Raw genomic sequence first — 20,293 nt, 5'->3', positions numbered from 1 at the left:
CTGTTCTGTTGTTAACTGATCTATGTTCACGTAGCATGTTGACGTCAACGGAACGGGAGACGTCAGCATGGCGATGGGACGACCGAAGGCGGAACTGGTGCTGAGCGAAGACGAGCGCTCTCAGCTGATGTCGATAGCACGTTCTCGTTCGATTTCGGCTGCGCTGGTCGCGCGGGCGCGCATCGTGCTGGCGGCTGCTGACGGCGAACCCAACAGCGCGATCGCGCAACGCCTGCAACTCACGCGTGCCACGGTGGGCAAGTGGCGTCTGCGGTTTCTGGAGCAGCGAATCAACGGACTCTATGACGAAGTACGCCCCGGCAAGCCACGCACGATCGACGACGAGCGGCTGGCTCAACTGATTCATAAGACCCTGCACACGAAGCCAGCAGATGGCTCCACTCACTGGAGCGTGCGCACGATTGCCGCCGAAACTGCCATCTCGCCAACGAGCGTGCACCGTTACTTCAAGCTGCTGGGTCTGCAACCGCATCGCAGCGAAAGCTTCAAGCTCTCGACCGATCAGTTCTTCATCGAGAAGCTGCGCGATGTGGTCGGCTTGTACTTGAGCCCACCGGAGAACGCCCTGGTGCTGTGCGTGGACGAGAAGAGCCAGTGTCAGGCGCTCGAGCGCACGCAACCGATGCTGCCGATGGGTTTCGGCTACGTCGAAGGCGTCACGCACGACTATGTTCGTCACGGTACCACCACGCTGTTTGCTGCACTGAACGTGCTCAATGGCGCCGTGCTCGCGACCTGCAAGCCACGTCATCGACACCAGGAATTCCTGTCGTTCCTGCGTGAAATCGACAAGGCTGTCCCGGCTGATCTCGACGTGCACTGCATCGTGGACAACTACGGCAGTCACAAGCATCCGAAGGTCAAGGCGTGGCTGGCAGCCCGCCCCCGCTGGCACATGCATTTCATCCCCACCTACAGTTCGTGGCTTAACCAGGTCGAACGCTTCTTTGCGCTGATCACTGACAAAGCGATCCGCAGAGGCTCGTTCAGCTCGGTCAAACAACTGATCAACCGTATCGATCAATTCGTCTCCCACTACAACGAAAACTGCAAACCGTTCGTCTGGACCGCGTCAGCCGATTCCATCCTCGAAAAGCTGCACAGACTTTGTTCGCGAATCAGCGGAACAGGACACTAGCGCCCGCCCGCGCAGATGAAAAAAGCCACCGAGCCGTCGGGCCCGGTGGCTTTTTCGCTTGATCGACCGGGCAGCGACACGCGCCGCCGCCCGCGATTCAAAGGCTGCTTACTTGCCGCCGATGCTCTTCAGCGGCTTCCACTCGCCCTTCTCGACCTTGTACATCGTGATGCCGCCGTTCTTCAGGTCGCCCTTCGCGTCATACGCGACGTGCGTCGACGTGACGCCCGCCATGTCGCTCTTCGCGAGCACCGGCAGGTACTTCGCCGGATCGGTCGAATCGGCCTTCTTCATCGCGTTGAGCATCGCCATCGCGCCGTCGTATGCGTACGGCGAGTAGGTCTGCACTTCTTCGCCGAAGCGCTTCTTGTACTTGTCGGCGTATGCCTTGCCGCCGGGCATCTCTTCGAGCGGGAGACCTGCCAGCGAAGCGATCGTGCCTTCCGACGCGTTGCCCGCGATCTTCAGGAACGTCGGCGTCTTCACCATTTCGCCGCTCATCAGCGGTGCCGCGATGCCGAGCGCCTTCATCTGCTTGACCATCGGCGCTGCCTGCGAATCCGCGCCGCCGTAGTAGACGAGATCCGGCTTGGCCGCCTTCAGCTTGGTCAGGATCGCCTTGAAGTCGACAGCCTTGTCGTTCGTGAACTCGCGGTCGACGATCGTCGCGCCGCCGGCCTTCGCGGCCTTCTCGAACTGGTCGGCGAGACCCTGGCCGTAGGCCGTGCGGTCGTCGACGATCGCGATCTTCTTCATGCCGAGATCCTTCGACGCGAACGCGCCGGCCACGGAGCCCTGCTGCGTGTCGGACGTCATCATGCGGAAGGTCGTCTTGTAACCTTGCTGCGTGTATTCCGGCGCCGTCGCCATCGCGATTTCCGGAATGCCCGCGTTCGCGTAGATGCGCGATGCCGGGATCGTCGTGCCCGAGTTGAAGTGGCCGAGCATGCCCTTGATGCCGTCGTCGACGAGCTTCTGCGCGACCGTCGTGCCCGTGCGCGGGTCAGCCTGGTCGTCCTGCGTGCTGAGCACGAACTTCACGGGCTTGCCGCCGATCTTCGGGTTCGTCGCGTTGAAGTCTTCCAGCGCGAGCACGATCCCGTTCTGCATATCCTTGCCGTAGTGCGCCTGCGCGCCCGTCATCGGCCCTGCGTAACCGATCTTCACGTCATCCGCATGGGCCGTCCCCGCCAGCGACATGACCGCGACGAACGTCGCGCCTGCCACCTTTTTCATCGTGTGTTGCATAGCATCTCCTTGGTACCAGGGTAAATGGAGCGGCTTCGGGATCGCCTTGCCGCTTCCTTTGTTTGATCCGAACGGCAAGGATGGTCAGCCGATCGTCATCAAATTCGCATTGCCGCCCGCCGCGGCCGTATTCACGCTCACCGAGCGCTCGGTCAGCAGCCGCTCGAGCGCGTAGTCTTCCGCATCGCCGTTCTCGAATGCACCCACCGACACGCCCTGCACCGACACGATCGGGCCCGGCCGCTGCGCGACGTCCTTCACGAGCGTCTGCAGTTCGTCGCTGTCGCCTTCGAACAGCACCGCGTCGAACGCCACGTCCGCCTGCTTGCGCACGGCCGCGTGCGCTTTCAGCGACGCCGGCAGCGCGGCGACGAGCGCCTCGCCGGCCGCGCCGGCGAACAATGCGCGGTTGGCCGTAGCCAGCACCGCCGCGAACTGCGCGCGCGCACCGCCCGGCGTCGCCGCGACACACAGCACCGTGCCGCGCGGGCCGAGTGTATACGTGTTTCGCTCGCCCGTCGGGCCGGTCAGCACCGCGGTCGCGCCGGCCGGCACCTGCGCGAGATAGCCGTCGCAACGCGCGGCCAGCACCGGCTCGCGCTGCTCGATCAGCCAGTCGCGCAGCGTCGTGAGCGCCGCCGCCGGATTGCCGCGCGCGTCGCCTTCGACCGCGCCGTCCGCCATCAGCGTCTGCGCGAGCGAGCGCGGCAGGCCCGACGGACGCGTCGCGAGCAGGCGCTGCAGGTACAGCGCGCCGCCGGCCTTCGGGCCCGTGCCCGACAGCCCTTCACCGCCGAACGGCTGCACGCCGACCACCGCGCCGATCACGTTGCGGTTCACGTAGATGTTGCCCACGTGCGCGTTCGAGATCACGTGCGCGATCGTCTCGTCGATCCGCGTGTGGATGCCGAGCGTCAGGCCGTAACCCGTTGCGCGGATCTGCTCGAGCAGCTTGTCGAGCTGGCTGCGGCGATAGCGCACGACGTGCAGCACGGGGCCGAACACTTCGCGCTTCAGCTCGTCGATGCTGCCGATCTCGACCAGCGTCGGCGGCACGAACGTGCCGTGCGCGCACGCATCGGGCGCCGGCAGTTGCGTGACCGCGTGGCCCTTGTCCTTCATCGCCGCGACGTGCGTGTCGATCGTCTGCTTCGCTTCGCCGTCGATCACCGGGCCGACGTCCGTCGACAGCCGGTCGGGGTTGCCGAGCGCGAGTTCGTGCATCGCGCCCTTGAGCATCGTCAGCGTGCGGTCCGCGACATCGTCCTGCAGACACAGAACGCGCAGCGCCGAACACCGTTGACCGGCCGAGTCGAACGACGACTGCATCACGTCCGCGACGACCTGCTCCGCGAGCGCCGACGAGTCGACGATCATCGCGTTCTGGCCGCCCGTTTCCGCGATCAGCGGGATCGGCTTGCCGTCCGGATCGAGGCGCGCGGACAGCGTCTTGTTGATCAGGCGTGCGACTTCGGTCGAGCCCGTGAACATCACCGCACGCGTGCGCGGATCGGCGACCAGCGCCGCGCCGACGGTTTCGCCGTCGCCCGGCAGTAGTTGCACCGCGCCGGCCGGCACGCCGGCCTCGCGCAGCAGGCGCACCGCTTGCGCGGCGATCAGCGGCGTCTGTTCGGCCGGCTTCGCGAGCACCGTGTTGCCGGCGGCGAGCGCCGCCGCCACCTGGCCCATGAAGATCGCGAGCGGGAAGTTCCACGGGCTGATGCAGACCACGGGCCCGAGCGGACGGTGCGTGTCGTTCGAGAATTCGTCACGGATCTGCGCGGCGTAGTAGCGCAGGAAGTCGACGGCTTCGCGGATCTCGGCGATCGCGTTCGGCAGCGACTTGCCGGCTTCGCGCACGATCAGGCCCATCAGCGTGTGCATCTGCGCTTCGAGCAGGTCGGCGGCACGCACCAGGCAATCGGCGCGCGCGTCGACCGGCGTCGCCTGCCAGATCGGCGCGGCGGCCACCGCGTGCGCGAGCGCCGCGCTCACGTGTTCGGCCGTCGCTTCGCTGACCGCGCCGACCGTGTCGCGCTGGTCGGCCGGGTTGCGCACGTCGCGGGCCGGCGCGGCGGCGAGCGCGTCGTCGGCGAGCATCGGCGCCGCGCGCCACGGGAAATGCGCGCTCGCGAGCAGCGCGGACGACAGCGACGCGAGGCGGTGTTCGTTCGACAGGTCGAGGCCCATCGAGTTGGGACGCTCGTCGCCGTACAGGTTGCGCGGCAGCGGGATCTTCGCGTGCGGCGCGCCGAGCGGCACGACCTTCATCGCTTCGTCGACCGGATCGGCGACCAGCTCCTTCACCGGCACGGTCTTGTCGGCGATGCGGTTCACGAACGACGTGTTCGCGCCGTTTTCGAGCAGGCGGCGCACCAGGTACGCGAGCAGCGTCTCGTGCGTGCCGACCGGCGCGTAGACGCGGCACGGACGGTTCAGCTTGTCGCGGCCCGTGACTTCCTCGTACAGCGGCTCGCCCATCCCGTGCAGGCACTGGAATTCGTACTGGCCCGGGTAGTAGTTCTGGCCCGCGAGCTGGTAGATCGCGGCCAGCGTGTGCGCGTTGTGCGTCGCGAACTGCGGATAGACGGCGTCGGGCGCCGCGAGCAGCTTCTTCGCGCATGCAAGGTACGACACGTCGGTGTAAATCTTGCGCGTATAGACCGGATAGCCTTCGAGGCCGTCGACCTGCGCGCGCTTGATCTCGCTGTCCCAGTACGCGCCCTTCACGAGGCGGATCATCAGGCGGTGACGGCTGCGGCGCGCGAGATCGATCAGGTAGTCGATCACGAACGGGCAGCGTTTCTGGTAGCCCTGCACGACGAAGCCGATGCCGTTCCAGCCCGCGAGATCCGGATCGAAGCACAACGCCTCGAGCAGGTCGAGCGACAGTTCGAGACGGTCGGCTTCTTCCGCGTCGATGTTCAGGCCGATGTCGTAGCGGCGCGCCAGCAGCGCGAGCGCGCGCACGCGCGGCAGCAGCTCGCTCATCGTGCGGTCCTGCTGCGAGCGCGAGTAGCGCGCGTGCAGTGCCGACAGCTTGATCGAGATGCCCGGGCCTTCGTAGATGCCGCGGCCGCCGGCCGCCTTGCCGATCGCGTGGATCGCCTGCTCGTACGACGCGTAGTAGCGCTGCGCGTCCTCTTCGGTCGTCGCCGCTTCGCCGAGCATGTCGTACGAGTAGCGGAAGCCGCGCGCTTCGTATTTGCGGCTGTTGGCCAGCGCTTCGGAGATCGTCTCGCCGGTGACGAACTGCTCGCCCATCAGGCGCATCGCCATGTCGACGCCCTTGCGGATCAGCGGCTCGCCGCCGCGGCCGATCAGGCGCGTGAGCGCCGACGACAGCCCCGCTTCGCTGTTGGTCGTCACGAGCTTGCCGGTGATCATCAGCCCCCAGGTCGCCGCGTTCACGAACAGCGACGGCGCGTGGCCGACGTGCGAACGCCAGTCGCCCTTGCTGATCTTGTCGCGGATCAGCGCATCGCGCGTCGCGCGATCGGGAATGCGCAGCAGCGCTTCGGCGAGGCACATCAGCGCGACGCCTTCCTGGCTCGACAACGAGAACTCGTGGATCAGCCCTTCGACGCCGCCGCCCGAGCTTTTCTCGCGCAGCGCCTCGACGAGCTTCGTCGCGAGCGCCTGCACGTCCGCCTGCAGGTTCGCGGGCAGGCGCGCCTGGCCGAGCAGGAACGGCACGCATTCCGGCTCGGGGCGGCGATACGCGGCCGTGATCGCCGCGCGCAGCACCGATTGCGGCTGCACGTTCTGCGCGAACTCGAGGAACGGATGCGGCGAGTTGTCGTCGTCGCCGTCCGCAGCCTGACCGTCGGCGAGCTCCGTGACACCGCTGTGGCCCGACAGCTCCGGCGGCAGCTGGCCGTGCTCGATCCGCTCGAGATACGCGAAGATCGCCTGCTTGATCAGCCAGTGAGGAGTGCGCTCGAGACGCGCGGCTGCGTCCTTGAGGCGCGAGCGGAGGAGGTCGTCGACTTTGACGCCGAGAGTCGTGCTTGCCATGGTGGGTTCGTGCGCCGGTGCGAGCCCGGCAATGTGGTGTGAGAGGATGCGCGAAATCCTACGGCACGCAATAAAAAGGTGCAACCAAATTGAGAGATGGGTTGCACCCTCAGGTTAGTCAATATAATCAGCCACTTAGAAGGTTGCAACCTAGGGGTTGCCCGTGGTCGGAGGATCGGTGTTTTCCCTGATCGGGCCGATTCGACATGCGCGTGCAACCTCCGGCGCATATGGAAGCGGACGGAAACGGGTTGCACTGGGTGTGGCGGCGAGCGTGCCGCCGGGGTATGCGCGCGTGACGACAGACAGTTAGGAGAGGCCCGGCGCCCCGGGATTCAACGCAACGACGCGCCGCGCGACGGTTGCGCAGGCGCCGTTCAGATATCCAGCGGATCGACTTCGACGCTCCATCGCAGCACGCCCTTCAGTGCGCGCAGCTCCGGCTGCCATGCGCGCAGCGCATGCTGCAGCGCCGCCCGCGACGCGCTTTCGAGCAGCAACTGCGCGCGGTGGACGTTCGCGACCTTGACGATCGTCATCGGCACCGCGTCGTACACGGTCACGCGATCGGCGCCCGGCAGCCCCGGCAACGCGGCCGCGGCCTGCAGCAGGAACGCGAGCGCCGCGTCGAGCGTGCGCCCTTCGGCGCGCAGCAGCGCCTGGTAGACGAACGGCGGCAGGTGCGCATCGCGGCGCTCGCCGAGCGTCGAATTCGCGAAGCCGACGTAATCCTGCCGCCCGAGCGCGTGATACAGCGCGTGACGCGGGTAGCGTGTCTGCACCATCACCTCGCCCGGCAGCCCGGCGCGGCCCGCACGGCCGCTCACCTGCATCAGCTGCGCGAACAGCCGCTCGCTCGCGCGGAAGTCGTGCGAGAACAGCGCGGTGTCGGCGTTGAGCACGCCGACAAGCGACACGCGCTGGAAGTCGTGCCCCTTCGCGATCATCTGCGTGCCGACGAGGATGTCGACCTCGCCCGCGTGCACGTCGGAAAAGAGCGCCTGCGCGCTGCCCTTGCGGCGCGTGCTGTCCGCGTCGATCCGCAGCACGCGCGCGCCCGGCACGGCCTCGGCGAGCGCCTCCTCGATGCGCTGCGTGCCGCGCCCGAGCGGCGCGATGTCGACGTTCCCGCACTCTGGGCACGACCGCGGAATGCGCGCCTCCCAGCCGCAGTGGTGGCAGCGCAGCGCATGCTCGGGCTTGTGCAGCACGACGTACGCGCTGCAGCGCGGGCAGCCCGCGACCCAGCCGCATGCGTCGCACGCGAGCTGCGGCGCGTAGCCGCGCCGGTTCAGGAACACGAGGCTTTGTTCGCCGCGCTCGAGCCGCCCCTTCAACCCGGCGACGAGCGGCCCCGACAGCCCGCCCAACGACGCGCGCCCGCGCCGCCGTTCCTCTTCGAGATCGATCAGCCGCACGGTCGGCAGCGTCGCGTCGGCCACCGCGCGGCGCGACAGCGTGACGCGCGTATAGCGGCCCTGCTCGGCCTGCCACCAGCTTTCGAGCGACGGCGTCGCCGAGCCGAGCACGACCGTGATGCCGAGCTGCTTCGCGCGCCACACGGCGAGATCGCGCGCCGAATAGCGCAGCCCTTCCTGCTGCTTGTACGCGGGCTCGTGCTCCTCGTCGACGACGACCAGCGCGAGCGTCGGCATCGACGCCAGCACCGCGAGGCGCGTGCCGAGCACGATCCGCGCGCGGCCCGTGTGCGCGGCGAGCCAGTTGCGCGCGCGCTCGCCCTCGGCGAGCCCGCTGTGCAGCGTGACGATCGCGTCGTCGGCGAGCGCACCCGCGAAGCGCGCGCGAAACGCGGCCTCGAACTGCGGCGTCAGGTTGATTTCGGGGACGAGCACGAGCGCCTGCGCGTCCGGCCGCGCATCGAGCAGCGACGCGAGCGCATGCAGATAGACCTCGGTCTTGCCGCTGCCCGTCACGCCATGCAGCAGGAACGGCGCGAAGCCCTGCGCGGCGCGGATCGCGTCGAGCGCCTCGGCCTGCTGGTCGGTCAGCGCCGGCGGCACAGCTCGTCCACCGGTTGTCGACAGGTTATCCACAGCTTTGGGCACAGGCGCGTCGGCCCAGCCGATCTCCTCGACGTCGACCCAGCCGCGCGCCGCCCAGTCGTCGAGCGTCGCGGCCGCCTTCGGATGCAGCGCGCGCGCATCGGGCAACCCCAGCGAGCCGGTGTCGACGAGCGCCTGCGCGAGCCGTCGCAGCGCTGCCCCGCGTGCAGGCAACGCATCGGGCAGCGCCGCGCGGCCGGCTTCCGTCGGCCGGTAGCGGACCTCGGGCGCCAGCAGCCGCCCCCAGCGTCCGGCGTCGCGCAGCGCCTGCGGCAGCGCCGGCAGTGCAACCTCGCCGCGCCCGCGCTGATAGTAGTCGGCCGCGAACGACACGAGCGCGAGCCAGTCCGCCGACAGCGGCGGCAGGTCGGTACAGATCGCGTCGATCGCGCGCAGCCGCGACGGCGGCACGTCGGTGTGAGTCGTCACTTCGCAGACGAGCCCGACGGCCTGCCGCTTGCCGAATGGCACCTGCACGAGCGTGCCGGGCACGGGCGCCGGTTGCGCATCGCAGCGGTAGTCGAACAGGGTCGCGAGCGGATGGTCGAGTGCGACGCGCAGGTAGGTGCCGTCCATCACGGTGCTCCGGCAGCGGTACGCGCCGCGTGGACGGCCTGCATCCGCGCCCGCATCACGGCAGCGGACTTAAAGTAAAACTTCAGATTCGGCGCTAAGTTTTGGATTCGCATTAGGAATCGCCGTATACCCTGCCCAGCCTGTGGATAACTTTGTTGAGAACTCGCCGTTCAATGGCCGCAACGCGCGCGGGGCCGTGCTTTCCGCTGTTTTCCGCCGCTTGCGGCGGTGCCCCGCGGAGCCTTATTCCATAAGGCTGCTATTCAAATTACCAAACCATAGCCAGACAATTTGACCGATACGGGGCTCTACCGCGCTGCAACGTGGAAAATGTGTATAAGTCAAGTCTTGACAAGCAACGAATCGGCAACCGGTGCGGGGTTGCGCCCTGTTTAGTACCAATAGCGAAACGCTGTCACCCCGCAGTGCAGCATGACAGCGCTTGCGTTCAGCCCGCGGCTCCGCTACGGATTGCGCGGCTGTGGTTGTGCACCTCGTCGACGAGTTCGGCCACGTGATCGGGCGACGTAAATTGCGAGATGCCGTGCCCGAGGTTGAACACGTGGCCCGGGTGGTTGCCGTAGCTGTCGAGCACCGCGCGCGCCTGTTCGCGCACCGCGGCCGGCGGCGCAAACAGGATCGTCGGGTCGAGGTTGCCCTGCAGCGCGACGCGCCCCGCGACGCGCTCGCGCGCGGTGCCGAGATTGACCGTCCAGTCGAGCCCGACCGCATCGACGCCGGTCGACGCGATCTCCTCGAGCCACAGCCCGCCGCCCTTCGTGAACGTGATCACCGGCACGCGCTCGCCGTCGTGCTCGCGCTTGAGCTGCGCGACCACGCGACGGATGTAGTCGAGCGAAAAGCGCTGGTACGCGCCGTCCGCCAGCGCGCCGCCCCATGTATCGAAAATCATCACGGCCTGCGCGCCCGCTTCGATCTGCGCGTTCAGGTACGCGGCCACCGCCTGCGCGTTCACGTCGAGGATCCGGTGCATCAGGTCGGGGCGCGAATACGCCATCGACTTCACCGTGCGGAAATCGTCCGACCCGCCGCCTTCGACCATGTAGCACGCGAGCGTCCACGGGCTGCCCGAGAAGCCGATCAGCGGCACGCGCTGGCGGCCCTGGCCGTCGGTCAGCGCGCGGCGGATCTCGCGCACGGCGCCGGTCACGTAGCCGAGCGTGGCTTCGATGTCCGGCACCGCGAGCTTCGCGACATCGGCCTCGGTGCGCACCGGATGCGCGAACTTCGGGCCTTCGCCGACCTGGAAGTCGAGGCCAAGGCCCATCGCGTCCGGAATCGTCAGGATGTCCGAGAACAGGATCGCGGCGTCGAGCGGGAAGCGCTCGAGCGGCTGCAGCGTCACTTCGGTCGCGTAGTCGGGATTCTTCGCGAGACCGAGGAAGCTGCCGGCGCGCGCGCGCGTCGCGTTGTATTCGGGCAGGTAGCGGCCGGCCTGGCGCATCAGCCAGATCGGCGTGTAGTCGGTCGGCTCGCGCAGAAGCGCACGCAGGAAGGTGTCGTTGAGCAGGTTATGGGCCACGGTAGGAGCGACGATGCGAAGGCAAAGCGGCATTTTACCGGACAGCCGCCTTCAGGCTGCGCATGCCGATGCGATGGCGGCCATATGACGCGCGCGATGGCTCCGTTATGATCGGACGCTCATATCGAACCAAACGAAGGAGGAGACCGATGAAACCATTCGCCACGCTCGCCGCGGCCGCGTTGCTCTGCTGCGCCGCCGCGCACGCGCAGACCGGCGCGGGCACCGCTGCAACCGCGCCGGGCGCCGGCTCGCGGCTCGACGACGTGCTCGCGCGCGGCACGCTGCGCGTCTGCACGACGGGCGACTACAAGCCGTATTCGTACTACCGCGCGGACGGCCGCTTCGAAGGCATCGACATCGACATGGCCGAATCGCTCGCGAAGTCGCTCGGCGTGAAGACCGACTACGTGAAGACCAGCTGGCCGAACCTGACCGGCGATTTCGTCGCGAAATGCGACATCGCGGTCGGCGGCGTATCGACGACGCTCGAGCGTCAGAAGCGCGTGTTCTTCACGCAGCCGTACGTCATCGACGGCAAGGCGCCGATCGTGCGCTGCGCGGACGCCGACAAATACCAGACCGTCGCGCAGATCGACCGGCCCGAAACGCGCGTGATCGTGAACCCGGGCGGCACCAACGAACGTTTCGCGAAACAGTACTTCACGCACGCGAACCTGAGCGTCTATCCGGACAACGTGACGATCTTCAAGCAGATCCTCGCGGGCAAGGCGGACGTGATGGTGACGGATGCGTCCGAGACGCTGCTGCAGCAAAAGCTGAATCCGGGGCTGTGCTCGGTGCATCCGGACAAGCCGTTCCAGTTCGGCGAGAAGGCGTACATGGTGCCGCGCGGCGATGTCGCGTTCCAGCAGTACGTCGACCAGTGGCTGCATCTCGCGCTGTCGACCGGCGAATACCAGGCGATTTCGGACAAATGGCTGAAGTAAGCGGGTCCGTATGCGGCGGCCGATAACGGGCATCGACCCCGTGTCGGCTGCCCGCTGACATCGCTGAGCGACGGCGGCCGACCTGCCGCCGTTACATATCGGCGCCGCACGCCGACGACCCGCTGCCGGCGCGAAATCCCCCGAATCGGCCGAACGGCCGACTTCCGCGCATTCCGATCACGTTTCAAAATCTTTCCGACGAATGAATCGTCATGCGCGGTATCTGCCGCGCGGCGCACTTTCTCGCGTGTAATTCGGCAATTCATCGTGCCCGATACGCATGAAAAACGCGTCGTGCGCATGCGCTGAAAACGCTGCGGAAAATATGGGTAAAAATGACCTTTTTCAGGGCCCCGAAAACAGCAAAAAATCCCGGAAAGCCTTATCTGGCGGGCGTTACAACCTGAAACACTTTGTTACCGCGACGGGTCATTAATTCGCCCACAATGGCCTCAACGGTTTCAACACGGATGCGGTCTCGTGTGCCAAGTGTGAGCGGACGCGAAGCGCTGCGAGCCAGTCGGTCACGTACCGAAGCCCTTCCCAGGGGCATCCCTGTTGGAGTCGTTTCCGGCCCCCCGCCGGATCCGGTTTCATCTTTGGTCTCCTCGCGCTAACCCCGTAGCGTGTGGTTTTTAGCGGGCTAATAAGCCCGCTTTTTTTCGTCCATCGAAAACGCAACGGCCCGCGGGCCGCCGCGTTCGTCCCGCCGACGCGTCATGCGGTCTTCTGCACGTCGAGCTTCAGTTCCTCGATCATCCGGTCGCGCATCACGAACTTCTGCACCTTGCCCGTCACCGTCATCGGCAGCTCGTCGACGAAGCGGATATAACGCGGAATCTTGTAGTGCGCGATCTGCCCGTTGCAGAACGCGCGCACGTCGTCCTCGGTCATCTGCTCGTCCGCGCGCAGCACGATCCACGCGCACAGCTCCTCGCCGTATTTCGCATCGGGCACGCCGAACACCTGCGCGCTCTGGATCTTCGGATGCCGAAACAGGAATTCCTCGATCTCGCGCGGATAGACGTTCTCGCCGCCGCGAATCACCATGTCCTTCAGGCGCCCGACGATGTTGCAGTAGCCGTCCGCGTCGAGCGTCGCGAGGTCGCCCGTATGCATCCAGCCATCGACCAGCACCTCGCGCGTCTTCGCGTCGTCGTCCCAGTAGCCGAGCATCACCGAATAGCCCTTCGTGCACAGCTCGCCTGTCGCGCCGACCGGCACGATGTCGCCGTTCGGGTCGACGATCTTCACTTCGAGATGCGGCTGGATGCGCCCGACCGTCGTCGTGCGCTTCTCGAGCGGATCGTCGGTCGAGCTCTGGAACGACACGGGGCTCGTCTCCGTCATCCCGTACGCGATCGTGATCTCCGACAGGTGCATCTGCGACACGACGCGCTTCATCGTCTCGATCGGGCACGGCGAGCCGGCCATGATCCCGGTGCGCAGCGTCGACAGGTCGAATGTCGGGAACTCGGGATGATCGAGCTCCGCGATGAACATCGTCGGCACGCCGTGCAGCGCGGTGCAGCGTTCGTCGGCCACGGCCGCGAGCGTCGCGACCGGGTCGAACGCTTCGCCCGGGAACACCATCGCCGCGCCCGTCGACACGCACGCGAGCACGGCCAGCACCATCCCGAAGCAGTGATACAACGGCACCGGAATGCAAAGCGAATCCTGCTCGGTGAAACGCATCGCCATCGCGATCGAGCGCGCGTTGTTGACGACGTTGCGGTGCGTGAGCGTCGCGCCCTTCGGGCTGCCCGTCGTGCCGCTCGTGAACTGGATGTTGATCGCGTCGGTGGCCTTGAGCGTCGCGCCGATCGCATCGAGCAGCGCGGGGTCGACGGCCTGGCGGCCGCGCGTCATCACGTCCGCGAAGCGGAACATGCCGGCCGGCGCGACGTCGCCCATCGATACGACCGTGCGCAGGCTCGGCACGCGCGCCGCATGAAGGTCGCCCGGCGTCGCGGTCGCGAGCTCCGGCGCGATGGTCTGCAGCATCTCGACATACGCCGACGACTTGAAGCGCTCGGCCGCGATCACGGCCTTGCAGCCGACCTTGTTCAGCGCGTATTCGAGTTCCGACAGCCGGTAGGCCGGATTGATGTTGACGAGCACCGCGCCGATCCGCGCGGTCGCGAACTGCGTGAGCAGCCATTCGCTGCGGTTCGGCGACCAGATGCCGACGCAGTCGCCCTTCACGATCCCGAGCGCGGCGAGGCCGGCCGCGAGCACGTCGACCTCGTTCGCGAATTCGCGCCAGGTCCAGCGTACCTGCTGCTCGCGGAACACGACCGCCGGACGATCGGGAAAGCGGCCGGCGGTATCGCGCAGGAACCGGCCGATCGTCGCTTCGGACAGCGGCACGTCGGTCGCGCCGCGCACGTACGACAGTCCGTTTTCGGGCGCGATCAGCGCCCCCACGCCAAGGTCTGCTGCCATGAATGTCTCCGTCTTTTGGTCTGATCGGCGCGCGTGCGCCTGCGGCGCCCGCCTCCGTCGCCGCAATCGCGACGGGCGGCCTCAGCGCAGATGATGACGCGCTCCGCTGACGACACTCTGACATCGAATCGCGGCGGACGGACGAAATAGCACGACCGGACGAAACACCATGGCACGCAAACGACAGACGAAAAAAAAGCAGCCCGAAGGCTGCTTTCTTTCGCGGGATACGCGGCGCGGCTCAGTGCCGGCTGCGAATCTTCGCCAGACGCTGGATCGCCTCGAGCTGCGCCATCGCGGTCGCGAGCTCGGATTGCGCCTTCGCGAGGTCGAGATCCGACTTCGCGTTCTGCAGCGTTTCCTCGGCGCGCTTGCGCGCTTCCTCGGCTTTCGCCGCGTCGAGGTCCTTGCCGCGGATCGCGGTATCGGCGAGCACCGTCACGGCGCCCGGCTGCACTTCGAGAATGCCGCCCGCGACGAATACGAATTCGTCGTTGCCGCCCTCGACTTCGATGCGCACCGCACCCGGACGAATCCGCGTGATCAGCGGCGTGTGGCCCGGCAGAATACCCAGCTCACCCGTTTCGCCCGGCAGCGCGACGAATTTCGCCTCGCCCGAGAAGATCTGCTCTTCCGCGCTGACGACGTCTACTTTGATGGTTGCCATATCGACTCCTGTCGGCGGGAGTTAGTGCTTCAGCACTTACTCCCGCCCCATGCCGCGGTTGGCAAGAGTTGGCGCTTCAGCGCTTACTCTTGCCCTGCGGCGGTCGACGGGAGTTAGCGCTTCAGCGCTTACTCCGATCACGTGACCCTTACTGGATCTTCTTGGCCTTTTCGAAGGCTTCGTCGATCGTGCCGACCATGTAGAACGCCTGTTCCGGCAGGTGGTCGCACTCGCCGTCGACGATCATCTTGAAGCCGCGGATCGTTTCCTTCAGCGGCACGTACTTGCCCGGCGAGCCCGTGAACACTTCAGCAACGTGGAACGGCTGCGACAGGAAACGCTGGATCTTACGTGCGCGCGCGACCGACAGCTTGTCTTCCGGCGACAGTTCGTCCATGCCCAGAATCGCGATGATGTCGCGCAGTTCCTTGTAGCGCTGCAGCGTCTGCTGAACGCGACGCGTGATCGAGTAGTGCTCTTCACCGATCACGTTCGGGTCGATCTGGCGCGACGTCGAGTCGAGCGGGTCGACCGCCGGGTAGATACCCAGCGAAGCGATGTCACGCGACAGAACGACGGTTGCGTCAAGGTGGCCGAAGGTCGTAGCCGGCGACGGGTCGGTCAAGTCGTCCGCAGGGACGTACACGGCCTGGACCGACGTAATCGAGCCCTTCTTGGTCGACGTGATGCGCTCTTGCAGCTTGCCCATTTCTTCAGCCAGCGTCGGCTGATAGCCCACTGCCGACGGCATACGGCCGAGCAGTGCCGACACTTCGGTACCGGCCAGCGTGAAACGGTAGATGTTGTCGACGAAGAACAGCACGTCGAGGCCTTCGTCACGGAAGTGCTCGGCCATCGTCAGGCCGGTCAGCGCGACGCGCAGACGGTTGCCCGGCGGCTCGTTCATCTGGCCGTACACCAGCGCGACCTTGTCGAGAACGTTCGAGTCCTTCATTTCGTGGTAGAAGTCGTTCCCTTCACGGGTACGCTCGCCCACGCCCGCGAACACGGAGTAACCGCCGTGCTCCTTCGCGATGTTGTTGATGAGCTCCATCATGTTGACGGTCTTGCCCACGCCGGCACCGCCGAACAGGCCAACCTTGCCGCCCTTTGCGAACGGGCAGATCAGGTCGATGACCTTGATACCCGTTTCGAGCAGTTCGGTCGACGGCGACAGTTCGTCGAACGCCGGAGCCTTCTGGTGGATCGAGCGCGTCGTTTCGCTCACGATCGGGCCAGCTTCGTCGATCGGACGGCCGAGCACGTCCATGATCCGGCCGAGGGTCGGCTTGCCGACCGGCACCGAGATCGGATTTGCCGTGTTCTTCACGGTCAGACCGCGGCGCAGGCCGTCGGATGCACCCAGACAAATGGTACGGACCACGCCGTCACCCAGCTGCTGCTGGACTTCGAGCGTCAGTTCCGAGCCATCGAGAATGAGCGCGTCGTAGATCTTCGGCATGCTGTCGCGCGGGAATTCCACGTCGATAACGGCGCCGATGCACTGTACGATCTTGCCTTCTACCAAAGCAGCAGTACTCATCGCTTTTCCTTTAAATACCTGATTCTTTACTCGCGCAAAGGCGCAGTTGTCGTCCGGGCGCGCGCTTAAACAGCGGCTGCGCCGCCGACGATCTCCGACAGTTCTTTCGTAATCGCGGCCTGACGGCTCTTGTTGTACACGAGCTGCAGTTCGCTGATCACCGTCTTCGCGTTGTCGGACGCGGCCTTCATCGCGACCATCCGCGCCGATTGCTCGGACGCCATGTTCTCGGCGACGGCCTGGTACACCAGCGCCTCGACGTAACGCACGAGCAGTTCGTCGACGACTGCCTGCGCGTCCGGCTCGTAGATGTAGTCCCACGACGTGGCCGGCGTACCGTCATCGGCTTCGAAGTGTTCCGACGACAGCGGCAGCAGCTGCTCGATCACGGCTTCCTGCTTCATCGTGTTGACGAAGCGCGTGTAAGCGATATAAACCGCCGACAGCTTGCCTTCGGAGTACAGGTCGAGCTGCGTCTTCACCGCGCCGATCAGCTTGTCCAGATGCGGGGTGTCGCCGAGGTGCACGACCTGCGACAGCACCTTCGCGCCGAAGCGGTTCAGGAAACCGAGGCCCTTGCTGCCGATCGCCGTGGCTTCGACCTTCTGGCCCTTCTCTTCCAGCTCCTTGAACTTCTGCACCGTCGCACGCAGCACGTTGGTGTTCAGCCCGCCGCACAGACCCTTGTCCGTCGTGACGAGGATGATGCCGGCCGTGTTCGCGCCGTCGTTCGCCACCATGAACGGGTGGCGGTACTCCGGGTTCGCGCGGCTCATGTGCGCGGCGATGGCACGGACCTTGTCCGCATACGGACGAGCGGCGCGCATGCGTTCCTGCGCGCGGCGCATCTTCGATGCGGCCACCATCTCCATCGCCTTCGTGATCTTGCGCGTGTTCTGCACGCTCTTGATCTTGCCGCGAATTTCCTTCATTCCAGCCATAGCTTGCTCCTTGACCGAAGCGGCGCGGGCGCATCAGCACCCGCGCGGCCTCAGTGTGTCACTCGCGGATCAATAGGCACCGGACTTCTTGAAGGATTCGATCGCCGAGCGCAGTGCGCCTTCGTCGTCCTTCGAGAGATCCTTGGTGTCTTCGATGCGCTTGATGAGGTCAGCGTTGCTGGTCTTCAGGCTTTCGCGCAGGCCCTTCTCGAACGACAGCACTTGCTTCACGTCGAGGTCGTCGAGGTAGCCGTTGTTCGCGGCGTACAGCGACACGGCCAGTTCCCACACCTGCAGCGGCTGGTACTGCGGCTGCTTCAGCAGTTCCGTCACGCGGCGGCCGCGCTCGAGCTGCTTGCGGGTCGCTTCGTCGAGGTCCGATGCGAACTGCGCGAATGCGGCCAGTTCACGGTACTGCGCGAGGTCGGTACGGATACCGCCCGACAGCTTCTTCACGACCTTCGTCTGAGCGGCGCCACCGACTCGCGACACCGACACGCCGGCGTTGATTGCCGGGCGGATGCCTGCGTTGAACAGGTCGGTTTCCAGGAAGATCTGGCCGTCGGTAATCGAGATCACGTTCGTCGGAACGAATGCCGTCACGTCGCCAGCCTGCGTTTCGATGACCGGCAGTGCCGTCAGCGAACCGCTCTTGCCCTTCACTTCGCCGTTCGTGAACTTCTCGACGTACTCTTCCGACACGCGAGCCGCACGCTCCAGCAGACGCGAGTGCAGATAGAACACGTCGCCCGGGTACGCTTCACGGCCCGGCGGGCGGCGCAGCAGCAGCGAGATCTGGCGGTATGCCCAGGCCTGCTTGGTCAAGTCGTCATAAATGATCAGCGCGTCCTGGCCGCGGTCGCGGAAGTATTCGCCCATCGTGCAGCCGGCGTACGGTGCCAGGTACTGCATCGCGGCGGAATCCGATGCCGTTGCGGCGACGACGATCGTGTATTCCATCGCGCCCGTTTCTTCGAGCTTGCGAACCACGTTCATGATCGACGAAGCCTTCTGGCCGATCGCGACGTAGATACAGATCAGGTCCTTGCCCTTCTGGTTGATGATCGCGTCGAGCGCCACCGCGGTCTTGCCGCACTGACGGTCGCCGATGATCAGCTCACGCTGGCCACGGCCGATCGGCACCATCGCGTCGATCGACTTGATGCCCGTCTGCACCGGCTGCGACACCGACTTACGCCAGATCACGCCCGGGGCGATCTTTTCGATCGCGTCGGTCAGCTTCGCGTTGACCGGGCCCTTGCCGTCGATCGGGTTGCCGAGCGCATCGACCACGCGGCCGACGAGTTCCGGACCAACCGGGACTTCCAGGATGCGGCCCGTCGTCTTGACGATGTCGCCTTCCGAGATGTGTTCGTATTCGCCGAGAATCACCGCGCCGACCGAGTCGCGCTCGAGGTTCAGCGCGAGGCCGAACGTGTTGCCCGGAAACTCGAGCATTTCGCCCTGCATCACGTCCGACAGGCCGTGGATACGCACGATACCGTCGGTCACGGAGATCACGGTGCCCTGGTTGCGAACGTCTGCGCTCGCTTCAAGGCCCTGGATCCGGCTCTTGATCAGCTCGCTGATCTCAGAGGGATTGAGTTGCATTATTCGCTCCTGATAGTCAATTCTGTTGCGTGCCGGCGTGGCGCTCAGGCGGTCAAGGCAGCCTGCATCGATGCGAGACGCGCGCGAACCGAGGTGTCGAGCACTTCGTCGCCGACCGTCACGCGCACGCCGCCGATCAGCGACGAATCGACTTCGACCGTCGGTTTCAGCTTGCGCTTGAACTTGCGCTCGAGGCCCGAGACGAGACTCTCGAGATCTGCGCCGTTCAGCGGGAACGCGCTCACGATCTCGGCGTCGGCTGCACCTTCACGTTCGTTCTTGAGCGCCTCGAACTGCTCGGCAATTTCCGGCAGCAGCGCGATGCGGTGATTGTCGACCAGCATCTGCACGAAGTTCTTCGCTTCGGCGCCGGCCGCGACGGGCGACTTCACCGCAGCAAGCAGCAACTCGGCTACTTGCGTGCGCGTCACCTTCGGGCTCGACGCGACCGACAGCACTTCCGGCAGACGCGCAACCTGGGCCAGCTCTTGCACGAGCGTGGACCAGGCGGCGATGTCACCGCCCTCGGCCACGCGGAACAGCGCTTCTGCGTAAGGGCGGGCGATGGTTGCAAGTTCGGCCATGATCAGAGCTCGGCTTTCAGTTGATTCAGCAGTTGGGCGTGGGCCGTTTGATCGACTTCGCGCTTCAGGATCTGCTCGGCGCCCTTCACGGCCAGCGAGGCGACTTCGCCACGCAGCGCTTCGCGCGCCTTCACGATTTGCTGTTCTGCTTCCGCCTTCGCCTGGGCGACGATGCGGGCGGCTTCAGCCTGGGCGTTGGCCTTGATTTCCTCGGCGACCGCCTGGGCACGCTTTTCAGCGTCGGCGATGCGCTGCTGGCCGTCGTTGCGGGCCTGCGCGAGTTCCTGGTCCACGCGCTTGTGCGCTGCGTCGAGTTCCGCCTTGCCCTTTTCCGCGGCGGCGAGGCCGTCGGCGATCTTCTTCGAACGTTCGTCGAGGGCGTTGATCAACGGCGGCCACACGAACTTCATCGTGAACCACGCGAGGACCAGGAACACGACCATTTGCGCAAACAGAGTTGCGTTGAGATTCACGGTGTTTCCTTATCTGCTATTCCGGAAAAATGAAACGGTAAGGCGCTCATCGAGTTGCATTCGATCAGCGCCCCAAGTCTCCGTTCCGCCCTGCGCCGGCTTGCGCCGGACGCAAATTTCCGAGGAACCTTAGCCTGCGAGCTTCGACAGGAGCGGGTTCGCGAACGCGAACAGCATTGCGACACCAACGCCGATCAGGAATGCAGCGTCGATCAGACCAGCCAGCAGGAACATCTTCGTTTGCAGCGGGTTGATGAGTTCCGGCTGACGTGCGCAGGCTTCGATGTACTTGCCACCCATCAGCGCGATACCGATACAGGCGCCGATTGCACCCAGGCCGATGATGATGCCGATACCGATGGCGGTCAGACCCTGGATGTTGGCGATGTAAGCTTGCATGATCACTCCTTTGTGAAAAGACTTGGAACTGAGATTTAAAAAATTAAAACGAAGACTCTTTCTTGCACGCCGCG

The 20,293-nt window shown here is 65.7% G+C and carries 14 protein-coding genes; 2 read left to right on the top strand and 12 right to left on the bottom strand.

Annotated elements, in window-relative coordinates; genetic code table 11:
• Positions 1-67: 67 nt before the first annotated feature.
• Positions 68-1,159: an IS630 family transposase gene (locus LXM88_RS05715; RefSeq protein WP_262530515.1), complete on the top strand. Its 1,092-nt coding sequence runs from the start codon at positions 68-70 to the stop codon at positions 1,157-1,159.
• Positions 1,160-1,267: 108 nt separating this feature from the next.
• Here LXM88_RS05715 and LXM88_RS05710 read toward each other — a convergent pair whose 3' ends face one another.
• From LXM88_RS05710 to hemE, 4 genes are all read right to left on the bottom strand, one after another.
• Positions 1,268-2,407: a branched-chain amino acid ABC transporter substrate-binding protein gene (locus LXM88_RS05710; RefSeq protein ID WP_034183844.1), complete on the bottom strand. Its 1,140-nt coding sequence runs from the start codon at positions 2,405-2,407 to the stop codon at positions 1,268-1,270.
• A gap of 84 nt (positions 2,408-2,491) precedes the next feature.
• Positions 2,492-6,424: a trifunctional transcriptional regulator/proline dehydrogenase/L-glutamate gamma-semialdehyde dehydrogenase gene (gene putA, locus LXM88_RS05705; RefSeq protein WP_262539404.1), complete on the bottom strand. Its 3,933-nt coding sequence runs from the start codon at positions 6,422-6,424 to the stop codon at positions 2,492-2,494.
• Between the two features lie 377 nt (positions 6,425-6,801).
• A complete protein-coding gene (locus tag LXM88_RS05700; protein ID WP_262539402.1) occupies positions 6,802-9,063 on the bottom strand; it encodes a primosomal protein N' in 2,262 nt (753 codons plus the stop codon).
• A gap of 448 nt (positions 9,064-9,511) precedes the next feature.
• Entirely contained in the window at positions 9,512-10,606 is a 1,095-nt protein-coding gene (hemE, locus tag LXM88_RS05695; protein WP_262539401.1) for a uroporphyrinogen decarboxylase, read from the bottom strand.
• 149 nt (positions 10,607-10,755) lie between these two features.
• Here hemE and LXM88_RS05690 point away from each other — a divergent pair, with 149 nt between their 5' ends.
• The gene (locus LXM88_RS05690) at positions 10,756-11,556 is read left to right on the top strand and encodes a transporter substrate-binding domain-containing protein (RefSeq protein ID WP_262539399.1); all 801 of its coding nucleotides are present in this window, start codon (positions 10,756-10,758) and stop codon (positions 11,554-11,556) included.
• A gap of 717 nt (positions 11,557-12,273) precedes the next feature.
• Here the strand turns inward: LXM88_RS05690 and LXM88_RS05685 are convergent.
• The 8 genes from LXM88_RS05685 to atpE form a co-directional block, all read right to left on the bottom strand.
• Complete coding sequence (locus tag LXM88_RS05685) at positions 12,274-14,001, bottom strand: AMP-binding protein (protein WP_262539396.1); 1,728 nt, start codon at positions 13,999-14,001, stop codon at positions 12,274-12,276.
• A 241-nt stretch (positions 14,002-14,242) separates the two neighbouring features.
• On the bottom strand, positions 14,243-14,668 hold the full coding sequence (locus tag LXM88_RS05680) for a F0F1 ATP synthase subunit epsilon (RefSeq protein ID WP_006477288.1): 426 nt from the start codon (positions 14,666-14,668) through the stop codon (positions 14,243-14,245).
• A 148-nt stretch (positions 14,669-14,816) separates the two neighbouring features.
• Positions 14,817-16,211: a F0F1 ATP synthase subunit beta gene (atpD, locus tag LXM88_RS05675; RefSeq protein ID WP_047899458.1), complete on the bottom strand. Its 1,395-nt coding sequence runs from the start codon at positions 16,209-16,211 to the stop codon at positions 14,817-14,819.
• A 65-nt stretch (positions 16,212-16,276) separates the two neighbouring features.
• Entirely contained in the window at positions 16,277-17,152 is an 876-nt protein-coding gene (atpG, locus tag LXM88_RS05670) for a F0F1 ATP synthase subunit gamma (protein ID WP_047899457.1), read from the bottom strand.
• A 69-nt stretch (positions 17,153-17,221) separates the two neighbouring features.
• A complete protein-coding gene (gene atpA, locus LXM88_RS05665) occupies positions 17,222-18,763 on the bottom strand; it encodes a F0F1 ATP synthase subunit alpha (protein WP_262539389.1) in 1,542 nt (513 codons plus the stop codon).
• Positions 18,764-18,807: 44 nt separating this feature from the next.
• The gene (locus LXM88_RS05660; protein WP_014895498.1) at positions 18,808-19,347 is read right to left on the bottom strand and encodes a F0F1 ATP synthase subunit delta; all 540 of its coding nucleotides are present in this window, start codon (positions 19,345-19,347) and stop codon (positions 18,808-18,810) included.
• Between the two features lie 2 nt (positions 19,348-19,349).
• Positions 19,350-19,820, bottom strand: a complete 471-nt coding sequence (locus LXM88_RS05655) for a F0F1 ATP synthase subunit B (RefSeq protein WP_006751767.1) — start codon at positions 19,818-19,820, stop codon at positions 19,350-19,352.
• A 129-nt stretch (positions 19,821-19,949) separates the two neighbouring features.
• Positions 19,950-20,219: a F0F1 ATP synthase subunit C gene (gene atpE / locus LXM88_RS05650; RefSeq protein ID WP_006482730.1), complete on the bottom strand. Its 270-nt coding sequence runs from the start codon at positions 20,217-20,219 to the stop codon at positions 19,950-19,952.
• Between the last annotated feature and the right edge of the window lie 74 nt (positions 20,220-20,293).

Origin of the sequence: Burkholderia sp. S-53 (assembly GCF_025560745.1) — a bacterium.
GTDB lineage: Bacteria > Pseudomonadota > Gammaproteobacteria > Burkholderiales > Burkholderiaceae > Burkholderia > Burkholderia pyrrocinia.
The sequence above is the reverse complement of the archived record's forward strand: the minus strand, read 5'-3'. Positions and strand labels throughout refer to the sequence as shown.

Excerpts from the sequence above, each read along its gene's own strand:
- LXM88_RS05715 (WP_262530515.1), top strand. The coding sequence starts at position 68 with ATGGCGATGGGACGACCGAAGGCGGAACTGGTGCTGAGCGAAGACGAG.
- LXM88_RS05680 (WP_006477288.1), bottom strand. The coding sequence starts at position 14,668 with ATGGCAACCATCAAAGTAGACGTCGTCAGCGCGGAAGAGCAGATCTTC.
- putA (WP_262539404.1), bottom strand. The coding sequence starts at position 6,424 with ATGGCAAGCACGACTCTCGGCGTCAAAGTCGACGACCTCCTCCGCTCG.
- LXM88_RS05690 (WP_262539399.1), top strand. The coding sequence starts at position 10,756 with ATGAAACCATTCGCCACGCTCGCCGCGGCCGCGTTGCTCTGCTGCGCC.
- atpA (WP_262539389.1), bottom strand. The coding sequence starts at position 18,763 with ATGCAACTCAATCCCTCTGAGATCAGCGAGCTGATCAAGAGCCGGATC.
- LXM88_RS05700 (WP_262539402.1), bottom strand. The coding sequence starts at position 9,063 with ATGGACGGCACCTACCTGCGCGTCGCACTCGACCATCCGCTCGCGACC.
- LXM88_RS05710 (WP_034183844.1), bottom strand. The coding sequence starts at position 2,407 with ATGCAACACACGATGAAAAAGGTGGCAGGCGCGACGTTCGTCGCGGTC.
- atpE (WP_006482730.1), bottom strand. The coding sequence starts at position 20,219 with ATGCAAGCTTACATCGCCAACATCCAGGGTCTGACCGCCATCGGTATC.
- LXM88_RS05660 (WP_014895498.1), bottom strand. The coding sequence starts at position 19,347 with ATGGCCGAACTTGCAACCATCGCCCGCCCTTACGCAGAAGCGCTGTTC.
- atpD (WP_047899458.1), bottom strand. The coding sequence starts at position 16,211 with ATGAGTACTGCTGCTTTGGTAGAAGGCAAGATCGTACAGTGCATCGGC.
- LXM88_RS05685 (WP_262539396.1), bottom strand. The coding sequence starts at position 14,001 with ATGGCAGCAGACCTTGGCGTGGGGGCGCTGATCGCGCCCGAAAACGGA.
- atpG (WP_047899457.1), bottom strand. The coding sequence starts at position 17,152 with ATGGCTGGAATGAAGGAAATTCGCGGCAAGATCAAGAGCGTGCAGAAC.